This window comes from Methylobacterium sp. D53M (genome assembly GCF_053345625.1).
In genome coordinates this window covers 113215-127011 of sequence record NZ_JBKFAL010000002.1, presented here as the reverse complement: position 1 = coordinate 127011, position 13797 = coordinate 113215, and the positions used below count along the sequence as shown (strand labels likewise).

Genomic DNA, 13797 nt, shown 5'->3' with positions numbered 1-13797 from the left:
CCTCAGGATCCCAGCATGCTCTTCCTGTACGGCTTCGCGCTGCTCGCGGGCATCGCCACCGCGATCGAACCGGGCCAGAACGCGGGCCTCGCCAAGTCCCTCGCGCGGCCGCTGCTCGCCGGCGTGGTGAGCCTCGTCGTCAGCGTCGCGGCGATCTGCGTCGCCATGCTGGTGACGGGGCAGTACGGGTGGCCGACGCTGGACCGCCTCGCGCAGGTGCCCTGGTGGGCATGGCTCGGCGGCGTGATGAGCGCGGGCCTGACGATGGCGCAGCTCTCCGTCTCCGCGCGGATCGGGGCCGCCACCTTTCTCGGACTGATCGTGACGGCAGGCGTCGTCACGTCGATCCTGCTCGACCATTTCGGCCTCGTGGGCTTCAAGGTCCACGAGGCCGGCCTGTGGCGCATCCTCGGCGGCGCCCTGATGATCGGCGGCGTGGCCCTGGTCGCCCGGTTCTGAGGCCCGCCCCGGCGGATCAGATCGTCCAGCCGCCGTCGATCACGACGGCCTGGCCGGTCGTGTAGGTCGCGCCCGCGAGGTAGACGGCGAGGTCGGCGATCTCCTCGGGCGTGCCGAGCCGGCCGATCGGCTGGCGCGCGATGAAGGCCGCGCGGGTCTGCTCGTAGTCGCCCTGCTGGCGGATGCGCTCCTGCAGCGACGGGCTCTCCACCGTGCCGGGGCAGATGGCGTTGCAGCGGATGTTGTGGCCGACATAGTCGGCGGCCACCGCCTTGGTCAGGCCGATCACCGCCGCCTTCGTCACCCCGTAGGCGAAGCGGTTGGGCACGCCCTTCACCGAGGAGGCGACCGAGGCCATGTTGACGATGGCGCCGTCGCGGCGCTCCAGCATGCCGGGCAGGACCGCCCGGATCGTGCGGATCATCGCCTTGACGTTGAGGTCGAGGGCGAAGTCGAGCTCGTCGTCGCGCATCTCCAGGATGGTGCCGGCGTGGACGGTGCCGGCGCAATTGAACAGGATGTCGACCGCGCCGATGCGCGCGACCAGGGCCCCGACCGCCTCCGCGTCCAGCACGTCGAGGGTCGCGGTGCTCAGGCTGTCGGCGCGCAGGTCGGCGAGGGCGTCCGCGTTGATGTCGGTGGCGTGGACCCGTGCCCCGGCGCGGGCGAAGGCGAGCGCGCTGGCGCGCCCGATCCCCTGACCCGCCGCCGTGACCAGGACCGTCTTTCCGGAAAGATCTGCCATTGCTCGCTCCAGCAGGCTGCGCGGCGCCGCGCGGGCGTCCGGACCGGGCCGCGCCCGGCGGGGCCGCCGATCAGGTCCGGTGGGCCCGGCCGAGCGGCCCATCCTTGTAGGTTCTGACCGCGCCGGGCTCCAGGCCCGATCGCGTCGGATCCGCGGCCGCTGTTCCGGCGTTCTCCCGGCGTCACCGTACCTAAGGAGGATCGCCGTGGGGCTCGCCGCCTTCGTCTTCTTCGTCGTCCCGTGGATGGCCGTCGCGATCTGGATGTCGATGCGGCCGTCCGGCGCGCGCCTCGGCACTCCGTCCGCCCCCTGGCGCCCGCTGACGGATTACCCGCCGCCGGCCCGGGACCAGCGGCAGGCCGGCGAGACGCGGAGCATGGAGTCGGGCTCCGCCCACGACGGCAAGCACGCGCCGATCGAGGCCGTCTAGAGCGCCCGCCGCCGGATTAACTACTGGCCCGGCGCGCGCGAGCGTGTCGCGAGAAGAGTTCCGCGCCGGGTCAGGCCTCCGCCTGCAGCAGGTGGAGGTTGAAATCTCCGCCCTCCCCCGTCCACAGGGCGCGGGGCTGCCAGCCGCTCTCGGCCGCGAGCGCCCGGAAGGCGTCCGCCGGGTACTTGTGCGACGTGTCGGTCCGGACGCTCTCCCCGGCCGCGAACGCGATGGTCCGGCCCCCCAGCCGGTAGGTCGCCGGCCGGGTCGCGACGAGGTGGGCCTCGACCCGCAGCGGGTCCGGGCAGATCCGCACGGCGTGTCGGAAATTGTCGCTGTCGAAATCGGCGCCGAGTTCCCGGTTCAGCCGCGTCAGGATGTTGCGGTGGAACGCGGCCATGAGGCCGTCGGCGCGCCCGTAGGCGCGCTGCAGGCGGTCCGGGTCGGCGGTGCCGTCCGCGCCGACGAGGAAGAGGCTCGGCCCGAGCGTGGCGCGCACGCGCTCGAGGAACTGCCGGGCCCCGCGCGGGTCGAAGTTGCCGATGCTCGTTCCCGGATAGAAGCCCAGGATGCCCCCCGGCCCGGCCCCTCGCGGCAGCTGGACCGGCTGCGAGTAGTCGGCGCAGACCGGGATCATCGGGATGCCGGGGTAATCGGCGGCGAGCCGCCGGATCGCGGCCTCCAGGTACGCCCCGGAGATGTCGATCGCCACGTAGGCCGCCGGTTCGGGCAGCGCGTCGAGGAGCGTGCGGATCTTGCGGCTCGCGCCGCTGCCGAACTCGACGACGGTCACCCCCGGCGTCACCCGGCGCGCCACGTCGGCGGCGACCTGCGGCAGGACGGTCATCTCCTGCGCGGTCGGGTAGTAGTCGGCGCTGTGGCAGATCCTGTCGAACAGGTCCGAGCCGGTCTCGTCCCAGAGATACTTTCCCGGCAGCGTCTTCGGCTCGGCGGAGAGGCCCGCGAGGGCGTCCCGGAGGAAGGTGTCGGTCGAGCTGTCGGTCGAGCTGTCGGTCATGCTGTCGGTCATGGCCGGGTCACCGGGCGCGTGGCGGTCAGGACGACGAGGGCGAGCCGCTCGACCGCGTCGTAGGCGGGCGTCGCGAGTTCCTCGCCGTACGCGTCCGGGTCGAACTCGCGGTAGGTCCAGTCCAGCCCGGCCCGGTCGCAGAGGTCGGCCACGGCGTCGCGGAACGGGTCCTCGCCGTCGACGATCGCCGCGCCGGTGAACAGGACGAGGCTGCCGCCGGGCGCGAGCCGCCCGGCCGCCTGCTCGGCCACCGCGAGCGGCAGCCGGGCCCCGAGGGGACCGCCGCCGTGCCGGTAGGCCCGCTCCGCCGTGTCGATCATGAAGGGCGGGTTCGACACGATGAGGTCGAACGGGCCCTCGACGTCGCGCAGCATGTCGCTGCGGCGGACGTCGACCCCGTCGGTCCCGGCGAGCCGGGCGTTGACGCGCGCCGCCCGCATGGCCGCCGGGTTGATGTCCACGAGCACCACCTCGGCGCCCGACGCCCTCTTGGCGACGCAGATCCCGGCCGCGCCCGAGCCACAGCCGATATCGACCGCGCGGCGCACCGGCCGCGACCGCGCCTCGAGATGCGCGATCACCGCCGCGGCGAAGCGCGCCGTGTCGGGCCCGAAGAACACCGCGTCGGCCGCGCTCGGGGGATACGCGGAATGGGCGAACAGCTCGCCGTCGAGGCTGGAGACGCGCAGCGTCGGCCGCAGCAGCGGGCCGTCCTCGAGCACGGCGCCGGCCGCCCGCATCAGGCGCAGGATCGGCTCCGGGACCAGGTCGGCGCGGAACGGCCGGCTCCAACCGAACACGTCGCGCAGGCTGCGCGCCTCGGCGTGCCGCGGCCGGGCGTTGACGTGGGCGTGGGTGGCCGGAGTCACGGTGGTGAAGGTGTAGCCGGTCTCGCGCAGGGCGCGCGCCAGCGCCAGCACCGCCTCCTCGTCCGCGGGAAACGGAGCGGCAGTCGAAACGGAACGCGTCATCGGTCGGCCCTCAGCTGTCCATCCGGCGCATCACGAAGGCGCACGACGCGCGACCGGCGGCGACCTGCCGGACGTCCCCGGTCGAACAGCACCGCGAAGCTCCGGAACAGGCCCGGCTGCGCGCGGTACCGACAGAGGAAGGCGAGCAGGGCCAGGTAGATGCGGGCGTCGTCCAGGCCCGATGAAGTCCCAAAACCGCGCGGCGACGGGATGGTGATCGTCATACGTGGGAAGCTGCATCGGAGCGTCGGTTCACACCACCGGTAGCCGGCGCGCGCACCCCCGCCCGACCGGCCGCGGTGTCGTCCCGACTCGAATGCCCGGAGAACCGGAAGCCGCAGGCATTGTTCCCTGCGCAATACGCGCAGATCGGCCCCTGATCTATGTTAATTCCGGAGTTCAAACATCTTGTTTTGGTTTAATACTCACATGATGTAGATCGACACACGGAATGACCGATGATCGGGCCCACCGACATGTGGGCACGACTGGTCGCCGCGCGGGACCGCGGTGCGGCGGCGCGGACACGCTCGCCGGGTCGCGATCGTCGCCGGAGGCGGCGTTAACCATCCGATTACCGGGCGATCCTAGCGCGATCGACTGAAACGGCGCCCCCGCGCCGGCCGGTCGCGCACGATGAACGCCGCATCATTCCTGTATTCCTGGTCCGCCGCCGCCGCGACGCACCTCGATCTGTTCGGGTCGCTGGGCCTGATCCTGGGCTTTACTGCGGGGGTGATGCCGCGGCGCGCCTGGATCCTCGCGGCCTCGGCGGCCTGTGCCGCCTGCTTCGGCGCGCATTACCTGACGCTCGGGGCGCTCACCGGGACGGCGATGTGCGCCATCTCGGTGCTGCAGAGCCTCGTCTCCCTCCGCTGCGTCGGCGCGCCCGGCCGGGGCGGCTGGGTGCCGCCCGTCTTCGCCGCGAGCACCCTCGCGGCGGCGTGCCTGACGGCGGCCACGTGGAACGGCTGGCCGTCGGCCTGCGCGGCCGCGGGCTCGCTGCTCGCCACCGGCGCGCGGCTCCAGGCGGCGCCGCAGGTGATGCGCCAGCTCTTCCTCGGCGCCTCCCTGTGCTGGGCCGGGCACAATCTCCTGGTCGGCTCGGTCTTCGGACTGACCTGCGACGTGCTGACGATCCTCGGTCTCGCGATCGCGCTGCTGCGCGCCGCCCCGGTTCCGCCGATGGAGCCGGTCGCGCCCGACTGCGCGCGGGCGTGAGACGCCCCGGGCCTGCGGCGATGGATCCGGGAAACCCGCCGCGGCCCCGCCGTTGCACGGGAGCGGGCGCGTGACGTCCCGCGGCCGAGGAAGAGAGCGGGATTTGCCGGACGCGACCTATCCACCCCTCGACGTGCTCAAGCCAGTGGCCGAGTGCGTCTGGATCGTCGACAGCGGGCCGCTCCGCGCCCTCGGCATCCCCCTGCCCGTCCGGATGACCGTCGTCCGTCTCGGGGACGGATCGGTCTGGCTGCACTCCCCCACGCGCTACGACGCGGGCCTGCACCGCGCGATCGCCGCGCTCGGACCGATCCGCCACCTGGTCGCGCCCAACATCGCCCACTGGACCTTCCTGAAGGACTGGCAGACCCAGTGTCCGGAGGCCCTGACCTGGGCAGCCCCCAACCTCCGCGAGCGTCGCCAGGTCCGCCGCGCCGGCCTGCGCGTCGACCGGGTCCTGGAGGATGCGCCGCCGCCCGACTGGGCGGCAGACCTGCGCCAGGTCGTCGTGCCGGGCGGGTTCGGCTTCCGGGAAGTCGCGTTCTTCCACGGCGCGAGCCGCACACTGATCCTGACCGACCTCGTCCTCAACCTGGAGCCCGCGAAGATGCCGGCGCTGCTGCGTCCGCTCCTGCGCCTCGCCCGCATGACGCCGCCGCACGGCGAGCCGCCGCCCTACCTGCGCCTCGTGATCAGGCTCCGGCGGCGCGACGCCGCGCGGGCGGCCGCGGAGCTCGTCGGCCTGGCGCCGGAACGGGTCGTGTTCGCGCACGGACTCTGGTTCGCCGCGGACGGTGCGGCCCGGCTGAGACGCTCGCTCCGCTGGCTCGGGACGCCGTCCTGAGGATAACCCCGAGGATCACCCCGAGTTTCGCCGTCGCCGCCGTCAGGCCGCGGCGATCAGCTTCCGCATGATCCAGGCCCGGGCCGCCGGCAGGTCCGCGAACAGCGGCGGCGCGAGGGGATCGATCGGGCCGAACCCGGCTTCGAGGAACCACTTCCCGGCATCGGCCCCGTGCTGCGCCGAGAGACGGACCAGGACCGCGACCAGGAACCCGTCGGCGAAGACGAGCTGACTCTCGGCATCGTCGCTGCCGGTCGCGACCTGCACGGCCTGCAGGCTCAGGATCATGCGGCCATCGCCTTCACGACGCGAGCGGGTTGAGGGCGTGCGACCGGAGGCGATCGTCGCACCGCGGCGACGGCGCGGATCTCCGTGCCGGCACACTGATCAATCAGCCCTTCGCCCCGAAGTTCCGGCCTCGCGGCGGTCCGGAACACGGCCGGAACCGCCCGGTTGGCCAACCATGGACCGGTGGCCGCGCGGAGCAGGATCGCAGATGGATGACAGGCAGATGGCCCGCGGGCTGGCTTGGTTCGGGATCGGGCTCGGCCTCGCCGAGACCTTCGCGCCCCGGCGCGTCGCCGCGGCGACCGGCCTCGACGGCCACGAGGGCCTGATCCAGCTCTACGGCCTGCGCGAGATCGCCTCGGGCGCGGCGATCCTGGCTGCCGCCGAGCCGGAGCGGCATCTCGGCCTGCGGGTGGGCGGGGATCTCCTCGATGCCGGCCTGCTGGCGACCCGCGCCACGCCCTCGAACCCGCGGCGCAACCGCACCCTGGCCGCGGCCCTGGCGGTGGCGCCCGTCGTCATGCTGGATGCCGCCATCTGGCTGAGAGCGCGCGACAGGCGCGGCCCATCTCCGGGCGATCCCGGCCGGAGGTCCGGCGCGATTGCGCGATGACCGTTACAAGGGTGGCGACGGGGGTGTGGCGACGGGAGCGGTGCGCTCAGGGCTGTCCGGGCGCGTCCCTCGCCGGGTCTCCACCAGAATCGTCCGCCTCGCCTTCCGCGGCGGGTTCGGTCCCCTCGATCGCGCGGGCGAGCTCGGTCAGCACCTCCTCCACCATCGGCGGCCAGGGGGCCCTCTCCTCATCCATCAGGCGGGCCGCGCCGACCAGCGCGGAGATCTGCGCCTCGTAGACCGGGCGGCCTACCAGCTGCGCGTAGCGCACGCGCGCCGCGAGCGCCGTGGCCAGGCGCTGAACCTCCGCGATCTTCGCGCTCGGCGCGCCGCTGCCGTCGCCGTTGCCCATCCGTCCACCCCCTCGGGATCCTCACCGATCCTCATAGGCCATGGCCGGGACACAGTCAGGACCGGCTACCAGGCTTCGAGAATCCGGCCGCCGACGAGCGCGACGACGACACCGACGAGCAGCGCCATGCCGATGTCCCGGAGCGGCGCGGTGATCAAGCCGGCCTCGGGAGCCGGCGGCGACACGTAGCGGGTCAGGCTCTCGGGCAGCGCCGGCGCCGGCGGCACGGGGGCCCTCCGCCGAAGGGCCAGGCGGATGCGGTGCATGGGCGTGATCCCCGGACGACCTCAGGCGGTCTCGACCTGGCGGGGCCCGGCGGCCGCCTGGGCCTTCCGCGCGGACGTCTTCGGCCGGACGAAATCGCCGAGGGGCTTGCAGGTCGGCAAGCCAATCACCTCGACCGACCGGGTCGCGGCCTGGGGCGCCGCATTGCGCGGAACGAGAACCTCCGTCCCGTCCGCACTCTCCGTCTGCCCTTCGCCGAGATCCGGCAGCTCGACGCGATGCCCGACCAGGTACGCCTCGATATCGATGAGGCGGTGGCGCAGCCGCCAGATATCGTTCTCGACGCCGTTGATCTGCACGAGGAGGTCGGAGACGGTGCCCTGACGCGCCGCGATCGCCGAGAGCACAGAGGCCCGCTCGTTCAGCAGCACGGCCTTGACGGTCGGGTTCATGACGTACGCCTCCGAATGTTACAGCACCACGATTCCCGAATTCGGAAGCGAAGACAGTTCTCAAAATGGCTTAGCCGTTACGCCCGAAGGTGAACGGCCGCATTCAGCCGCCGAACGACTCGCGCCGGGGTGCCGATCGCGCGCGGAGGCGGGAACTTCTCGCGCGCGCGTGCGTCAGTTTCGCACAGACCGACGCACGCAGTGCTGGGAGCTTCACATGCGCAGATCCGCGACTCTCGCCATGGCCGCCGCCCTGACCCTGGCCTCCGTCACCGCCTGGGCCGACCCGGTGAGCCAGACGGGCACCGGCGGCGGGCCCGCCACCACCGCCAAGGCGCCCCATACCGCCGCGACCGGCCAGACGGTGCCCAATCCCGGCGCCCTCGGCCCGAACGAGACCGGCAGCATCGAGCGCCGCGACGCCGTCGAGGAGCGCAACGACGCGATCACCCGCGGCATCTGCATCGGCTGCAACCGCTGAGAGGTGGCCCGGCGGCGGCAGGGCGTCGGCAAGACGGTAGTCCTGACGGCGCCCCGGCCATGACCGCGGTTCATGGCCGGGGTGCGGTGGCCGCGGCCGGGGGTTGAAGCCCCGGCGGCCCTGGCCCAAATCAGCGCGCCTCACCGATCATGAACAGGAGTGAACACGTGGCAAACGAGTCTGTCGAACAGGCGGCAGAGAAGACCTATTTCGGCCTGACCCTCTCGCAGCACGCGGACCGGATCCGGAAGCTCGCGACGGAGCGGGGCCTGACCGGGGAGACGTTCGACCGCGTGACCGCGCAGGCCGTGGCGATGATCCCGACTATCAAGGTGACCGACGCCGCCCAGCGGTGAGCCGGGCCGGGCCGATCATCGCTCGGCCCGCAGCCCCTTGAGCATGCGCCGGGCGATGGTCCGCACGGCCTCATCGTCCCGCGCCTCGCCCTCGACCGTATCCCACAGGTGGACGAGGCTGCCCTCGAGTTCGTCCAGCAGCTCCGGGTTCTGCCGCGCCAGGAACCGCATCGTCCCGAAAAGGAGATGCTCGGTCGCCATCTCGCGCTGGCGCGCCTCGGTGACGGGATCCGGGTGCGGCTTGGAGGTCTGATCGCTCATGGTCGGCCAACGGCCCGCGCGGGCCGCGGTTCGCCGGGCCGTGCGCGGTGCGACGCCGCGGACGGCAGCGAGCCTCGACGACGCACGCGACCGGGAACAGCGCCGGACCGACACGGTTTGCCGGTCAGGAACGGGCGTCCGGAGAGGGGTGACGATGGCCGAGGCGGATCCGCGCAAACCCGGGGACGAGGCCCCGCCCGGCACGCCGGGCACCGGGGAGAACCTGTGCCGGACCTGCGGCGGCACCGGCAAGGTCGCCGACGCGCAGTGCTCCGAATGCCGGGGCAGCGGCACGATGACGACCGGCATCGGCGGCGCCTGACGCCGTATCACCCGGCACGATCGGCGCGGAGACCGCGCCGCGCTCAGCGCCGCAGCGCGCCGAGCCACGCGGCGAGCGGCTCCACGAACGCCGCCCAGGTCCGTGACCACACCGTGCCGGTGCGGGCGTCCGCCGGGCGCGCGCCGGACATCAGGGCCGCCACCAGGGCATCCTCGCGGGCCTTGCACTCGTCGAGGGCGTTGCGCTCGTCGCCGGCGCGGCTCTGCCCCGTCGGCTGATGCCCCGTGGCGTCCCGCAGGCAGCGGTGCCACGCGCGCTCCAGCTCGGCCGGATCGGTGGCTCCGGCGGCCGGCCCCGCAACCGCAGGTCCGGTGGTCAGGAGGAGCATCGCGGACAAGCTGAGCACCGGCATGCGCATGCTCGCTCTATGCCCGATTCGTGCCCCCGAGGGATAGAACGTAGCAGCAACAGTGGCCGCGGCTCGGCACGGCTGGGCTCGGCCGCCGGTCAGCCGGCCCGGCCGTGCCTGGCCACCCGGCAGCCGTGATCCATCAGGTATTCGGCACTGGCCTCAGGCTCCCGATAGGCGAGCAGGATCATCCCGCCCCGCGGATCCCCGGGATCGGCCTCCACCGCCGCGAAGCTCGCGTCGTGCAGGTGGCCCTGCCAGCCGGGCACGCGGGCCAGAGCGGCGAACGGGTTGAACGCCGCGACCGCGTCCGCCGGGACCCGCATGGCGAGGTAGGACACCTCCGCCAGCGGCACCGGGAACGGAGCCCAGCTGTCGCCGACGGCGTCGCCGTGGGCCTTCAGGGCCGCCGTGACGCTCCGGCGCATGCAGTCGAGGTGGATGTGCAGCTGATCCTGGCTGCGGCCGCCCACGGAATTCACCTCCAGGCCCACCGCGGAGGGCGGCAGGCGGCCCTGCAGCGCGTCCGACACGTAGTGCCGGGCCGCGAGCGCCGCCCGCCAGTAGGCCGCTCCCCGCGGTCCCTGGAGCACGGGGGCCTCGATGCCCGAGACGCTGTCGGTGGGCATCACCACCGTGTGGGTAGGCTGGCCCGGCGCCCGCAGCACCGCCGTTCCCGGGCGCGCCGCGTCGCCGAGATCGACCGCGAGGCAGGGAAAGCTCCGGCCCGCGGCCTTCGTGGCGAGCACGCAGCCCTGCAGCGCCACCCAGAGCACGTCCCGCACCGGATTGGCCGCGATGGCGGCCGGCATCACCGAGAAGGCGAGAAGGGTCGCGACGACCAGAGTACCACGCATGATCAGATGTTCCGGTCCCCGGCCGGCGTTATGATACGTCGGGCGGCGCGCCATCGTTGTACGCGGCCGCCGTCGCCGCGAGGTTACGTTTCCGCGATGCTGAGATCGAACGCGCAGTGGCACGGCCTGATACGGGTCGCGGCCTGGATCCTGGTGGCGCTGATCGCCGCGATCACGCTGGTGCCGATCGGCCTCCGCCCGGTGGTCACGGCCAATCCCAGCTACGAGCGCGTCGCGGCCTACGCACTGGCCGGGCTGCTCATGACGGTGGCCTACCCGCGGCACTGGCTCTGGATCCTGGCGGGCAGCGTCGTCCTGGCCGGCGGCCTGGAAGCCGGCCAGACCCTCACCGGGACCCGCCACGGCCGGTTCGACGACTTCCTGATCAAGGCCGCCGCCGGGCTCGTCGGCGCCCTGGCCGGCCGCCCGCTCGCGATCCTGGCCGACCGCGCCCTCGCCGGCGGCACCGCGGCCGGCACCACCCTGGCCGGCCGCGATCTGAGCGACCGCACCTGCGGCTGAGCCGTGTCCGCCGTCGCGCCCATGCCGCCGGCGCATGGCCGCGGCGCCGGTCCGGTGCCGGACGACGGGCCGCGCGCGGAAACCGCCGAGCTTGACCCGCGTTGCTTTGAAGGGGCTCTCACGCGAGGTGCTGCATGTTCGGCGCGGCCAAGCTCACGGGACGGTTCTGGTTCCGCAAGACGTGGACGGGCAAGCTGGTCCTGCTCGTCGAGGAAGAGAGGCCGCGGTGGTTCAGCCGCACCGGCCTCACCAAGCTCCGCTGGCGCGACGCCCGCCTGCTCGATCTGGCCGAGGCGCCGATGCGCACCCTGATGACCCTCGAGCGCAGCTACCGCGCCGACTACGCGGCCGGGCCCGCCCGGGTCCTGCAGGCCGTCATCCCGCCCGGGACGCGGGGCGCGATCGCCACGCCGATCGGGACCGCGGCCAACGCCTGAGCGTCGCCGCGGCGCGAGGGCGCGGGCCGAGCATGGAGGGGCAGGGCTCGGCCCGCCTGTCGTTCGGCTTCTTACCCCCAAAGCCGGAGCGACCCTGTCAGTGACCACGGTCAGGGTTAACGCTTTGTGAAGAACCCCGCCCGGTCCGGCCGGTCGGCTGCGGCCGGAGGCGCCCGAGGATCCGGCAGTCGGGGTGCCGGCGGGCGAAAGATCCGGCGCGAAATGCGCCACTGATCTATGTTGGTATTCGCCACTCCATTCGGTAGATAACAGGCATAATGGGTTATCTTCGTGCAGATAAGGACTTGACTGTCGAGAAGCGAATGCACGTTCATGGATCACTCACACGTGAGAGGCGCCCATGGAAGATAGCAATCCTGCACCGCATCAGGACCCGATCGATTTCGTCGAGCTGACCGCCGATATTGTTTCGGCTTATGTCGCCAACAACTCCGTTCCGGTTCCCGACCTCCCGTCGCTGCTGTCCGGCGTCCACGCCGCGCTGGCCGGTCTCGGGCACACGACGGTCACGTCGGAGCCCGAATTCAAGAAGGCGACGCCCGCGCAGATCAAGAAGTCGATCACGCCCGACGCCCTGATCAGCTTCATCGACGGCAAGCCGTACAAGACGCTCAAGCGGCATCTCACCGGCAACGGCATGACGATCGAGCAGTACCGGCAGCGCTACGGGCTGCCGCCGGACTACCCGACGACCGCGTCCAACTACTCGGCGATGCGCGCCGAGTTCGCCCGCAACGCCGGCCTCGGCCACAAGCGCCGCGGCCCGGCCGCCAAGCGGAGCGAGCCCGCGGAGAGCGTCGCGGCGGAGGCCGGCGCCGGCACGAAGGCTCCCAAGGGCCGCAAGACCCGGAAGGCCGCCGCGGAGGCGTGAGGCCCCGGCCGCGCGCTCCGGCGCGCACTGCCGGCGCCCCGCGCGTCAGGACCTGAGATGACGGGACCGGGTACGGCCTCGCCGGACCCACCCGTCACCGCCCGGCCGGTCCCGGACCGGCGCGCGTCGGAACGACCCCTGCGGCCAGCCGTTGGGCCGGTTGAACGCCCGACCGCGCGACGGAGCCACGCTTGACCCGATCGATCCCCGCCCTCGTCCTCGCCGCCGCCACGCTGGCCGCCCTTCCGGCCGCGGCCCGGGCGCAGGATCGGCCCGGCCCCGGGGCGGCGCCACCGGCCGAGACCGCGCCGAAGCCGGCGGCCGACACGAAGGACCCGGGCAAGACCGCGACGGAGGCCGTCACCCACCCGTCCGCCGTGCCGCCGACCGAGGGCGCGGTCGGCACCGGCAAGCCCCCGGCCACGGGCGACGCCCCGACGACCGGCCGGTAGAGTCCGCCCCCGCACCCCCAACCCTGTCCGCCCGCCGCCCCCGCGGCCGGCGGCCACATCCCCGTCGCGGCCGAGCCTCGTCCCGGCCGCGCATCGGCCCTGTCGGGCGAGGTGAGCCGGATCATGCGTCCAGACCGGGCCGTTCACGCCGGCCGCGCGCCCATCGTCCGCGCTCGAAACCCGGCACGTCCCTGGTGGCGCCTGCTGCGCCGGCACAGCACCGGCATCGCCGCGCCGGACCCGCGTCTCTGGGCCCTGACCCTGGCGATCGTCGCGGTCGACGCCGTCTGGATGGCCGCGTCCGGCATCGCCGCCGCGCCCCTGGGCTTCGCGCTCGCGGGCCTCGCCGTCCTCGTCCTGCTGAGCGCCGCCGCCTGCCTGAGCACGGTGAAGTCCGACCCGCCCCTGCGCGGCATGGCCCTGGCGAGCGCGTTCCTCATCGCCTTCACGGTGCCGGTGGCGGTCCTGCACTTCCTCGCCGCCGGGATCGGGCTGCCCTTCGTCGATCCCGCGCTGGCCCGCATCGAGGCCGCCCTCGGCTTCGACTGGACCGGTCACGTGGCGTTCCTGGCGCGGCACCCGACGCTGTCGTGGTGGCTGGCGCTCGCCTACCATTCCAGCGGCCCGCAGGTCGGGCTCGTGGTGATCGCGCTGAGCGCGACCCGCCGCCTCGGCCGGCTCTGGACCTACATCCGGCTGTTTTCCGCGACGCTGCTGTGCGTGATCGTCATCGCCGCCCTGCTGCCGGCCCTCGGCCCCTACGCCCACTACGCCCCGCGGGTCGTCCCGTCCGAGCCCCTGGAGACGGTCGGCGCGCTCTGGCACCTGGAGCCGGTGGCGCGGCTGCGGGCCGGCACCCTGCACACGCTGGTGCTCGGCGACCTGCGCGGCCTCGCGACCTTCCCGTCCTTCCACGTGTGCCTCGCGATCCTCACGGCCTGGGCGCTGGCGCCGATGCCGCTCCTCGGCCCCCTGGCCGGCCTGCTGAACGCCGCCGTGATCGTCGCGACCGTCGGGTCGGGCGGTCATTACCTGCCAGACGTGCTGGCGGGCGGTCTCCTGGCCCTCGCGGCCCTGGCCTGCCGCGCCCGGCGGCGCGGGTCGACGGCCGATCCCGCCGCGCGCGATCCCACCACCCGGAGGATCGAGGCGCTCGAAGCGATCCGGCCAGCCGACGCCTGAGAACGGGTCGGGCCGCGAACATTTCCCCGCCCGGT

General features: G+C 73.3%; 24 protein-coding genes. 13 read left to right on the top strand and 11 right to left on the bottom strand.

What is annotated here, in order from left to right:
• Positions 1-15: 15 nt before the first annotated feature.
• A complete protein-coding gene (locus ACLBYG_RS04805) occupies positions 16-459 on the top strand; it encodes a DMT family transporter (RefSeq protein WP_020090969.1) in 444 nt (147 codons plus the stop codon).
• Between the two features lie 16 nt (positions 460-475).
• On the opposite strand, the gene ACLBYG_RS04800 is transcribed toward ACLBYG_RS04805, so the two are convergent.
• The gene (locus ACLBYG_RS04800; RefSeq protein WP_132368038.1) at positions 476-1204 is read right to left on the bottom strand and encodes an SDR family oxidoreductase; all 729 of its coding nucleotides are present in this window, start codon (positions 1202-1204) and stop codon (positions 476-478) included.
• Positions 1205-1409: 205 nt separating this feature from the next.
• On the opposite strand from ACLBYG_RS04800, the gene ACLBYG_RS04795 reads away from it, so the two are divergent.
• Positions 1410-1634 (top strand): hypothetical protein, encoded by a 225-nt coding sequence (locus ACLBYG_RS04795; RefSeq protein ID WP_020090971.1) that lies wholly within the window; start codon positions 1410-1412, stop codon positions 1632-1634.
• 70 nt (positions 1635-1704) lie between these two features.
• Here the strand turns inward: ACLBYG_RS04795 and egtD are convergent, their stop codons facing one another.
• The 3 genes from egtD to ACLBYG_RS04780 are packed head-to-tail and all read right to left on the bottom strand — an operon-like array spanning position 1705 to position 3859.
• On the bottom strand, positions 1705-2664 hold the full coding sequence (gene egtD / locus ACLBYG_RS04790) for an L-histidine N(alpha)-methyltransferase (protein WP_447680764.1): 960 nt from the start codon (positions 2662-2664) through the stop codon (positions 1705-1707).
• Complete coding sequence (locus tag ACLBYG_RS04785) at positions 2661-3635, bottom strand: methyltransferase (protein WP_447680763.1); 975 nt, start codon at positions 3633-3635, stop codon at positions 2661-2663. The genes egtD and ACLBYG_RS04785 overlap by 4 nt, the downstream gene beginning before the upstream one ends.
• Positions 3632-3859, bottom strand: a complete 228-nt coding sequence (locus ACLBYG_RS04780; RefSeq protein WP_447680762.1) for a hypothetical protein — start codon at positions 3857-3859, stop codon at positions 3632-3634. The genes ACLBYG_RS04785 and ACLBYG_RS04780 overlap by 4 nt, the downstream gene beginning before the upstream one ends.
• A 412-nt stretch (positions 3860-4271) precedes the next feature.
• Here ACLBYG_RS04780 and ACLBYG_RS04775 point away from each other — a divergent pair, with 412 nt between their 5' ends.
• On the top strand, positions 4272-4856 hold the full coding sequence (locus tag ACLBYG_RS04775) for a YgjV family protein (protein WP_447680761.1): 585 nt from the start codon (positions 4272-4274) through the stop codon (positions 4854-4856).
• Between the two features lie 103 nt (positions 4857-4959).
• Positions 4960-5700, top strand: coding sequence for a DUF4336 domain-containing protein (locus tag ACLBYG_RS04770; RefSeq protein ID WP_447680760.1), 741 nt, complete (start codon positions 4960-4962; stop codon positions 5698-5700).
• A gap of 42 nt (positions 5701-5742) precedes the next feature.
• On the opposite strand, the gene ACLBYG_RS04765 is transcribed toward ACLBYG_RS04770, so the two are convergent.
• Complete coding sequence (locus ACLBYG_RS04765) at positions 5743-5988, bottom strand: hypothetical protein (protein ID WP_447680759.1); 246 nt, start codon at positions 5986-5988, stop codon at positions 5743-5745.
• Between the two features lie 208 nt (positions 5989-6196).
• Between ACLBYG_RS04765 and ACLBYG_RS04760 the strand changes: the two genes are divergently transcribed.
• Positions 6197-6601 carry a hypothetical protein gene (locus tag ACLBYG_RS04760; RefSeq protein ID WP_091676081.1) on the top strand — a complete coding sequence of 135 codons (405 nt, stop codon included), beginning with the start codon at positions 6197-6199 and terminating at the stop codon, positions 6599-6601.
• 46 nt (positions 6602-6647) lie between these two features.
• On the opposite strand, the gene ACLBYG_RS04755 is transcribed toward ACLBYG_RS04760, so the two are convergent.
• The 3 genes from ACLBYG_RS04755 to ACLBYG_RS04745 all read right to left on the bottom strand — a co-directional run bounded on the left by ACLBYG_RS04755 (position 6648) and on the right by ACLBYG_RS04745 (position 7630).
• Positions 6648-6953, bottom strand: coding sequence for a hypothetical protein (locus ACLBYG_RS04755; protein WP_447680758.1), 306 nt, complete (start codon positions 6951-6953; stop codon positions 6648-6650).
• 65 nt (positions 6954-7018) lie between these two features.
• Positions 7019-7219 (bottom strand): hypothetical protein, encoded by a 201-nt coding sequence (locus ACLBYG_RS04750; RefSeq protein WP_020090979.1) that lies wholly within the window; start codon positions 7217-7219, stop codon positions 7019-7021.
• A 21-nt stretch (positions 7220-7240) separates the two neighbouring features.
• Positions 7241-7630, bottom strand: a complete 390-nt coding sequence (locus ACLBYG_RS04745) for a hypothetical protein (protein WP_427507210.1) — start codon at positions 7628-7630, stop codon at positions 7241-7243.
• A 217-nt stretch (positions 7631-7847) separates the two neighbouring features.
• On the opposite strand from ACLBYG_RS04745, the gene ACLBYG_RS04740 reads away from it, so the two are divergent.
• Both ACLBYG_RS04740 and ACLBYG_RS04735 read left to right on the top strand, forming a co-directional pair.
• Positions 7848-8111, top strand: coding sequence for a hypothetical protein (locus tag ACLBYG_RS04740; RefSeq protein WP_026604594.1), 264 nt, complete (start codon positions 7848-7850; stop codon positions 8109-8111).
• Positions 8112-8278: 167 nt separating this feature from the next.
• Complete coding sequence (locus ACLBYG_RS04735; RefSeq protein ID WP_020090982.1) at positions 8279-8467, top strand: hypothetical protein; 189 nt, start codon at positions 8279-8281, stop codon at positions 8465-8467.
• Between the two features lie 15 nt (positions 8468-8482).
• Here the strand turns inward: ACLBYG_RS04735 and ACLBYG_RS04730 are convergent, their stop codons facing one another.
• Complete coding sequence (locus tag ACLBYG_RS04730) at positions 8483-8728, bottom strand: hypothetical protein (protein WP_447680757.1); 246 nt, start codon at positions 8726-8728, stop codon at positions 8483-8485.
• Positions 8729-8882: 154 nt separating this feature from the next.
• On the opposite strand from ACLBYG_RS04730, the gene ACLBYG_RS04725 reads away from it, so the two are divergent.
• Positions 8883-9050 carry a hypothetical protein gene (locus ACLBYG_RS04725; protein WP_447680756.1) on the top strand — a complete coding sequence of 56 codons (168 nt, stop codon included), beginning with the start codon at positions 8883-8885 and terminating at the stop codon, positions 9048-9050.
• 43 nt (positions 9051-9093) lie between these two features.
• Here ACLBYG_RS04725 and ACLBYG_RS04720 read toward each other — a convergent pair whose 3' ends face one another.
• Together ACLBYG_RS04720 and ACLBYG_RS04715 are read right to left on the bottom strand one after the other, a co-directional pair.
• Positions 9094-9423: a hypothetical protein gene (locus ACLBYG_RS04720; RefSeq protein ID WP_447680755.1), complete on the bottom strand. Its 330-nt coding sequence runs from the start codon at positions 9421-9423 to the stop codon at positions 9094-9096.
• A 95-nt stretch (positions 9424-9518) separates the two neighbouring features.
• Complete coding sequence (locus ACLBYG_RS04715; protein ID WP_447680754.1) at positions 9519-10277, bottom strand: CDP-diacylglycerol diphosphatase; 759 nt, start codon at positions 10275-10277, stop codon at positions 9519-9521.
• A 96-nt stretch (positions 10278-10373) separates the two neighbouring features.
• Here ACLBYG_RS04715 and ACLBYG_RS04710 point away from each other — a divergent pair, with 96 nt between their 5' ends.
• The 5 genes from ACLBYG_RS04710 (at position 10374) to ACLBYG_RS04690 (ending at position 13762) form a co-directional block, all read left to right on the top strand.
• Positions 10374-10799, top strand: a complete 426-nt coding sequence (locus tag ACLBYG_RS04710) for a hypothetical protein (protein ID WP_447680753.1) — start codon at positions 10374-10376, stop codon at positions 10797-10799.
• A 134-nt stretch (positions 10800-10933) separates the two neighbouring features.
• Positions 10934-11236, top strand: a complete 303-nt coding sequence (locus ACLBYG_RS04705) for a hypothetical protein (protein WP_020090988.1) — start codon at positions 10934-10936, stop codon at positions 11234-11236.
• A gap of 361 nt (positions 11237-11597) precedes the next feature.
• Positions 11598-12128: a MucR family transcriptional regulator gene (locus ACLBYG_RS04700; RefSeq protein WP_447680752.1), complete on the top strand. Its 531-nt coding sequence runs from the start codon at positions 11598-11600 to the stop codon at positions 12126-12128.
• A gap of 191 nt (positions 12129-12319) precedes the next feature.
• Positions 12320-12580, top strand: coding sequence for a hypothetical protein (locus tag ACLBYG_RS04695; protein ID WP_020090990.1), 261 nt, complete (start codon positions 12320-12322; stop codon positions 12578-12580).
• Between the two features lie 123 nt (positions 12581-12703).
• Positions 12704-13762 carry a phosphatase PAP2 family protein gene (locus ACLBYG_RS04690; RefSeq protein WP_447680751.1) on the top strand — a complete coding sequence of 353 codons (1059 nt, stop codon included), beginning with the start codon at positions 12704-12706 and terminating at the stop codon, positions 13760-13762.
• Positions 13763-13797: the final 35 nt, after the last annotated feature.

Excerpts from the sequence above, each read along its gene's own strand:
- ACLBYG_RS04805 (WP_020090969.1), top strand. The coding sequence starts at position 16 with ATGCTCTTCCTGTACGGCTTCGCGCTGCTCGCGGGCATCGCCACCGCG.
- ACLBYG_RS04800 (WP_132368038.1), bottom strand. The coding sequence starts at position 1,204 with ATGGCAGATCTTTCCGGAAAGACGGTCCTGGTCACGGCGGCGGGTCAG.
- egtD (WP_447680764.1), bottom strand. The coding sequence starts at position 2,664 with ATGACCGACAGCATGACCGACAGCTCGACCGACAGCTCGACCGACACC.
- ACLBYG_RS04785 (WP_447680763.1), bottom strand. The coding sequence starts at position 3,635 with ATGACGCGTTCCGTTTCGACTGCCGCTCCGTTTCCCGCGGACGAGGAG.
- ACLBYG_RS04780 (WP_447680762.1), bottom strand. The coding sequence starts at position 3,859 with ATGACGATCACCATCCCGTCGCCGCGCGGTTTTGGGACTTCATCGGGC.
- ACLBYG_RS04775 (WP_447680761.1), top strand. The coding sequence starts at position 4,272 with ATGAACGCCGCATCATTCCTGTATTCCTGGTCCGCCGCCGCCGCGACG.
- ACLBYG_RS04765 (WP_447680759.1), bottom strand. The coding sequence starts at position 5,988 with ATGATCCTGAGCCTGCAGGCCGTGCAGGTCGCGACCGGCAGCGACGAT.
- ACLBYG_RS04760 (WP_091676081.1), top strand. The coding sequence starts at position 6,197 with ATGGATGACAGGCAGATGGCCCGCGGGCTGGCTTGGTTCGGGATCGGG.
- ACLBYG_RS04755 (WP_447680758.1), bottom strand. The coding sequence starts at position 6,953 with ATGGGCAACGGCGACGGCAGCGGCGCGCCGAGCGCGAAGATCGCGGAG.
- ACLBYG_RS04750 (WP_020090979.1), bottom strand. The coding sequence starts at position 7,219 with ATGCACCGCATCCGCCTGGCCCTTCGGCGGAGGGCCCCCGTGCCGCCG.
- ACLBYG_RS04745 (WP_427507210.1), bottom strand. The coding sequence starts at position 7,630 with ATGAACCCGACCGTCAAGGCCGTGCTGCTGAACGAGCGGGCCTCTGTG.
- ACLBYG_RS04740 (WP_026604594.1), top strand. The coding sequence starts at position 7,848 with ATGCGCAGATCCGCGACTCTCGCCATGGCCGCCGCCCTGACCCTGGCC.
- ACLBYG_RS04730 (WP_447680757.1), bottom strand. The coding sequence starts at position 8,728 with ATGAGCGATCAGACCTCCAAGCCGCACCCGGATCCCGTCACCGAGGCG.
- ACLBYG_RS04725 (WP_447680756.1), top strand. The coding sequence starts at position 8,883 with ATGGCCGAGGCGGATCCGCGCAAACCCGGGGACGAGGCCCCGCCCGGC.
- ACLBYG_RS04720 (WP_447680755.1), bottom strand. The coding sequence starts at position 9,423 with ATGCCGGTGCTCAGCTTGTCCGCGATGCTCCTCCTGACCACCGGACCT.
- ACLBYG_RS04715 (WP_447680754.1), bottom strand. The coding sequence starts at position 10,277 with ATGCGTGGTACTCTGGTCGTCGCGACCCTTCTCGCCTTCTCGGTGATG.
- ACLBYG_RS04710 (WP_447680753.1), top strand. The coding sequence starts at position 10,374 with ATGCTGAGATCGAACGCGCAGTGGCACGGCCTGATACGGGTCGCGGCC.
- ACLBYG_RS04705 (WP_020090988.1), top strand. The coding sequence starts at position 10,934 with ATGTTCGGCGCGGCCAAGCTCACGGGACGGTTCTGGTTCCGCAAGACG.
- ACLBYG_RS04700 (WP_447680752.1), top strand. The coding sequence starts at position 11,598 with ATGGAAGATAGCAATCCTGCACCGCATCAGGACCCGATCGATTTCGTC.
- ACLBYG_RS04690 (WP_447680751.1), top strand. The coding sequence starts at position 12,704 with ATGCGTCCAGACCGGGCCGTTCACGCCGGCCGCGCGCCCATCGTCCGC.